This is a genomic window from Acinetobacter sp. ABJ-A23_2, from assembly GCF_044538765.1.
In the GTDB taxonomy this organism is placed as follows: domain Bacteria; phylum Pseudomonadota; class Gammaproteobacteria; order Pseudomonadales; family Moraxellaceae; genus Acinetobacter; species Acinetobacter nosocomialis_A.
In genome coordinates this window covers 1-5,817 of sequence record NZ_JBIUCP010000087.1, presented here as the reverse complement: position 1 = coordinate 5,817, position 5,817 = coordinate 1, and the positions used below count along the sequence as shown (strand labels likewise).

Genomic DNA, 5,817 nt, shown 5'->3' with positions numbered 1-5,817 from the left:
TTTATTTACAGAAGACACCATTCAAAATTTAAACTGTTTAATTAGCTTAATTCGTAAAGCAATTAAAGGTACTGAGTTCAAACTGAAGTACAATTTTATAAATTTTGAAGAATGCTTAAATCAATTTAATAAAGAAAAGTCAGTTCATATTGATTTAAGTCTGATGCCAAAGTTTCAAAATGAAGGTGAGTTTATTTTATGGCTTGCTGGTTTCATTGAGCGAATGACAATTGGAGGTAAAGAAAAGTTGCCTCCAATTTCAAACTATATTCCGAAAGGCTTTAGAATTGATAAAGCCGAGATTCCTGTTGCTGCTGAACCAGCTAAAGAAGAAAATGCAGAGATGATCATTAATTACTTTAAATCTGAGGACTATATTAAGAACAATAAAATATCCTCATAAAATATAGAAGTATTCATCCACCATACTTCTATATCTCGCTGATAAAATTCAGCTACCGCCTTCTGGGGCGGTTTTTTTGCTTTAGAAATCTTGATTATATAGATGAAAAATGTCAGAAAATATGGAAATGTTCTATAAAGAAACAATAATGATTTAAAAAATAGTAAGTTAAAGATTATATTGTTATTTTTATTAAAATATTTTTCACATAAAAATACGCTTAAATTACGTATAGAAACATTTACTCGTACATAATTTTCAAAAAAATAGGAAGATGACGAGATGAATGAGAATGCTGAACTCATTAAATATTTAGATATTGCTGAAAATGTTTACGCAAATATTTATGAAAAGTACCAGATTACGGATAACCCTGTGACAAATCTCAATAGGGTTATGGCGGAAATTAGAAAAGAAGCTGAGCAAATCAATTTAAAGTTAAAATATAGCAAAATTGATTTCGAAGAATGTTTAAGTAAGCCTCTTTCTGAAAGAGAGATAAAAGTTGACTTAAGTCTGCTTCCACGCTTTGAATATCGAGATGAATTTATTTTATGGCTAGCTAATTTTATTGGAAATATTAGCGTGCAGAAGAAATTTATAAAACAAAACTATCAGTTTAATTAGCACTATAAATTTTTAGTTCCCTAAAGCCTTAAATAAGTTTCTATAGATTAGCGATATAAAAAGAACAAAAAAGTGCACCTTTTAGAGGTAACTTTCATGAAGAATATTACGGAAAAATCGCTTTTTGATGTCTTTACACAGCATCAAGCCTATCTTTATCGGGCATCCTCAAGATCGGTAAATGAGCTTTTTAGATTTTTTAACGATGAAACACTCGTTATGCTTGATCGTTTGGCTGATTTAATAAAAGAGCTTAACCAGACTGAAAGGGCAGCTCTTGCGGGTGGCGAATACACAACTCGTCACCTTAAAAATATCCATCTTGTTATTTCTGATTGGTTTAATTCAGTGAGCGATGTTCTACCAGAAATGTTTGCTCATTCGGCAACTAGTTTGGCTGCTTATGAGTCAAATTATATGGCTAAGCTATTTGGTAAAGTCATTAAAGATTTAGAAGGAGAGCACCTCTATAAATTGATAAAACGCGTTCCATTGGCTGGTGGTGCCTTAGTTGATGAGTCTTTGGCTCAAATTAGTGAGAATGCCCGTCAAAGAATTGAATATGTTATTCGAGATGGAATGAATACAGGCATGACACCTCAGCAAATTATTAGACGTATTACTGGTACGAAACGTCTTAAATATGAGGATGGATTGCTCAACAGTACCAAAATTGATATTGAACGAATTGTCAGAACCCTACGGAGCCATATTTCAAATCAGGTTTATTTATATAACTTTAAAAACTTTAATTTTGAATATGTCAGATTTGTGAGTGTACTAGACGGAAGGACATCTAAAATTTGTGCCGCAGTTGATGGTTCTATTTGGAAATTGAATGACCCAGCGAAAAGGGTTCCACCTTTGCATCCCAATTGCCGGAGTATTCTGGTACCAGTAAGTAAGGACGGCAGGCTTATTGGGAATCGATCTTTTATTATGGATGAAAGGAGAGTGCGAGACATTCCTAAAGATGAGCGGGTTCAATTAATGGGCCAAATAGATGCAAATATTTCCTTCAAAGAGTTTTTCAAATTGACCGATAATTTTTTTCAAAAAGAATGGTTAGGTCCTAAACGCTATAAATTATATAAAGAAGGACAATTTGATTTTGATAAATTCTTTGATCCAAAGGGGCGGCTTTACACTCTGGATGAGTTGAGGGAACTCGATGAGCGAACGTTTAAAGTACTTGGACTGTAGCTTGGTAGAGACCAAAATTAACCTTTTGCAACTTAATTTTTAAAGGAGAGCTTGTTACCCTTGCGCGTGAAATTAAGGTGAGACTATGAAATTTATATTCCTCTTTATGAGCGCTGTTACTCTTCCATGCTATGCAGCATCTGAAACTATGCAAATGCATTATTGTCATCTTGTGGAAAACGCGGCAAAAGGAGTTATGGATGCAAGACAACATGATGTGCCAGTGACGGAACTACAAGAGATTGCTAGCCATCTTGAAGAAGCAGAGGCAAAGCTGCTTTACCAACAGCTCATTGATACAGCATATTCTTCAAAGTTGTTTGAAGACCCTTTAACCAAGACAAAAGCTGTTGAAGACTTTCAAACTACATGGCATGAAAAATGTTTAACAAAAAGTTCTATAGGCTGAGCTACATGTAAATCGAACCTACTCATGGAGTAGGTTTTTTTGTTTAGTTAATACAATAAAAAGAAAAGTACTGCAGGTGAAAACATAGATGGGGCTAGATGTTATAAAAATAAATTCCAAGCTTAGCATTGCAAAACGGATTTAACGTTTATGACATCATGATGAAAAGATTCTACATAAAAAATATCTATAACAAATTAAAGACTAACCCTGTCATTTAACAATTAAAGGTATGCATTATAGAGAAGCTTTGTAGCTTATTTTTACTCTTAATTTAAGCTTAAGGCTTGGGCTTTTAGATATCGGCTAATCGTTAAGTATGTTTGGAGAACATACAATGATGAATCATGAAAGTTTATCTAAAAGTCTAAGTAAAGCTCCAGAAGTCACATTACTATTCTGGATCATTAAAATTGCAGCTACAACCTTAGGGGAGACTGCTGGTGATGCGCTATCTATGTCCCTCAATTTGGGATATGTAATTAGTACAGCAATTTTCGCAATGATATTTGCAGTTTTTGTTGGTCTGCAAATTAAAGCCAAGCAATATAATTCATTTTTCTATTGGGCGACCATTATTGCCACGACTACTTTGGGAACCACAATTGCCGATTTTGTGGATCGGACTTTAGGCGTGGGCTATGCAGGGGGAAGTTTAATATTACTTATTTTATTAGGCCTGTCTCTGTTTGTCTGGTATTTAAGCTGCGGCACGATTTCGGTAAAAAGTATTCAATCTGCTAAAAGTGAAGTTTTCTATTGGTTAACTATTATGTTCTCTCAAACATTAGGGACAGCATTAGGTGACTGGATTGCGGATACTCAAGGGTTAGGGTATACGAGCGCTGCTTTAATTTTTGGTACTTTGTTATTGGTGTTAGCAATCTGCTATTTCTATACCAAAATCTCAAGAACATTATTATTCTGGTTGGCCTTTGTTCTTACTCGACCACTCGGGGCGGTTTTAGGTGATTTCCTCGATAAACCTATTGCACATGGTGGATTAGAGCTAAGTAGATTTAGCGCATCTTTCGTTTTGTTGGCTTTTATTGTGGTTTGTTTAATGGTCTTTAAACCTAAAGCAGCAGAGACAGCGCATTAACTTAACTTTTAAAAAAAGCCACATTATTCTGTTGGGTGATGTGGTTTTTTAATGTGAGTGCAAAAGGTTAAATGAAATCTTGTTAACACTTTATTTTGGACGTAAAAAAGCCCTTGCTCGAAAGCTAAGGGCTTAGTCATTCATTGATCTAGCAATGAACTATATAAGGCTCATCTCATACTAAGCTCAGTATATATGAAATTGAGTCAATAAAGAAGGTGAGGTATAGCAGATTATCTTGAAGAGCAACAAGCCAAACAACTTTATCAATAGCTTATCAAATCTGTATATTCTTCAAAGTTATTTGAAGACCCTCTCATTAAGTCAAAAGCTGGCGAGAATTTTCAAACCGCTTGGCATGAACAATGTTTAGCAAAAGAATTAGCTAAAAATATGTGAGTGTTAGGGGAGGTGGCTAGCTTAGGTTGGAAGATAGAACTTTATTTCTTACTTACCTCTTAGTTATAAAAAGCCCTCGGAATTTCAGAGGGCTTTTTGTTGTGTATAAGTTAAGATCAAATTAGTTAACTATGTAAGACTCTTCTGCAGTTAAAAGTGTTGATTTGAGGTTAATTTCTTCAAAGTTTCCTTTAATGCTGTCAATAAAGTTATTTTGCACTCCCGCAATAATTAACTGTACATCGTCAGGTGTATTACTAATTAAAATATTAAGCATATGATGATAATTATCAGAATCAATATCTTGTTGTCGTGGAGAGTCAATAATAAATGAAGGAGTAGATAACTCAGCATGAGAGTAGATGGAATTAAGGATAGTAAGCCTTTTCGCTAACACTGGCTAAGCGTGGTAAAGAAGGAGAGAAGGTATTAGTTCGGGTTCTTAATATCATGCAAGACCAACGTTACATCGAAATTTGTGAGTGAAATCCCACGCAGGAACAATTCTTTTATGGCTGGATTGCTAACCGGATCGGCTAACATGAAAGTCTTCAATTGCAAGCGAACTAGATTGGCTTCATTGATTACAGTTCTGTGTATCCTGTTTTCAGGTTGCACAGCTCATACGATATCTACAAAAGTGCATGTCATTGTTTGTGTGCAGTGTGTGAATTAAAGTCTTTAGGAGAACGCTTTTTTATAAATGGGCGAATAAGTTAAATTGGTTTAAATTTTCTTTAAATATATTTAATTTTAGCTTTAGTATCTATAAGTTAATATAACGAGCTTTATTGTTATTTTCGTAAAAATAAAAAATAAAAATTGTTTTTAAGTTAATGTTTTTTAAAATTATATATATTTTATATTTACATTAATAAGATTGGATACAGATGCATGATTCATTATTAAATTTATATCATCTACTTTAAATAAGCTATTTACCCTCTGCGAAGAATATTCAACGAGCGGTATAAATATGTTTGATTGAAATAATGAATAAATAACCCCAACCTTGAATTTATAAGTAGGGATATAGATTGGAAATGTGAAAGAGCTACCCATAGGTAGAAATACTCATGAATTAAGTTAAAGGATATTGGTATGAAAGCTATTTTAACGAAGAAAATTATTAGCTGTATCGCAATTAGTAGTGTTTTAAGCTTCAGTGCATTTGAGATTATGGCAGCGAATCAACAAACTATAAATGATGGGAAGAATCACTCTAAAATATTAAATGAAAACCATGAAAATTTGAATGATAATCAAATTTTCCAGATATTAAGTACAGCTAATAATGGTGAAATTAAGCAGGCAAAAACTGCATTACCAAAACTAAAAATAGATGAAGCTAAGAAATATGCTGAAATGATGATTAAAGAACATTCAGCCAATGAAAAAAATGCACAAGCGTTGGCAAGTCGGTTACAGTTGATTTCACAAACCAGTAATCTTAGTAAATCATTGCAAAATGATAGTGATAAAATTGTTAGTAAGCTTAATCAAATAACATCAGATACTGATAAAAATTATATGATGAGTCAAGTTAAAGTTCACCGTAAAGTTTTGACGATAATTGATAAGCAGTTAATACCAAACACGAAAAGTTCTGAATTAAAAAATATGCTCGTACAAACACGTGATGCTGTTGCGAAACACCTAAAAGCAGCTGAAGAT

At 33.3% G+C, this 5,817-nt stretch carries 6 protein-coding genes and 1 pseudogene; all 7 read left to right on the top strand.

Annotation, left to right across the window (positions count from 1 at the left end; all coding sequences use genetic code 11):
* A partial coding sequence (locus tag ACH63V_RS17755; RefSeq protein ID WP_396464280.1) for a hypothetical protein occupies positions 1 to 403 on the top strand: 403 nt, incomplete at its 5' end.
* Positions 404 to 685: 282 nt separating this feature from the next.
* Positions 686 to 1,030, top strand: coding sequence for a hypothetical protein (locus ACH63V_RS17750; RefSeq protein ID WP_002048765.1), 345 nt, complete (start codon positions 686 to 688; stop codon positions 1,028 to 1,030).
* A 96-nt stretch (positions 1,031 to 1,126) separates the two neighbouring features.
* Entirely contained in the window at positions 1,127 to 2,233 is a 1,107-nt protein-coding gene (locus tag ACH63V_RS17745) for a minor capsid protein (protein ID WP_396464278.1), read from the top strand.
* 85 nt (positions 2,234 to 2,318) lie between these two features.
* Complete coding sequence (locus ACH63V_RS17740) at positions 2,319 to 2,642, top strand: hypothetical protein (RefSeq protein ID WP_396464277.1); 324 nt, start codon at positions 2,319 to 2,321, stop codon at positions 2,640 to 2,642.
* Positions 2,643 to 2,979: 337 nt separating this feature from the next.
* Complete coding sequence (locus ACH63V_RS17735; RefSeq protein WP_396464275.1) at positions 2,980 to 3,744, top strand: hypothetical protein; 765 nt, start codon at positions 2,980 to 2,982, stop codon at positions 3,742 to 3,744.
* Between the two features lie 795 nt (positions 3,745 to 4,539).
* A pseudogene (locus tag ACH63V_RS17730) lies at positions 4,540 to 4,629 on the top strand (hypothetical protein); the annotation flags it as partial.
* A gap of 615 nt (positions 4,630 to 5,244) precedes the next feature.
* Positions 5,245 to 5,817 (top strand): DUF4142 domain-containing protein (locus ACH63V_RS17725; RefSeq protein WP_396464274.1); only part of this gene is annotated, 573 nt, incomplete at its 3' end.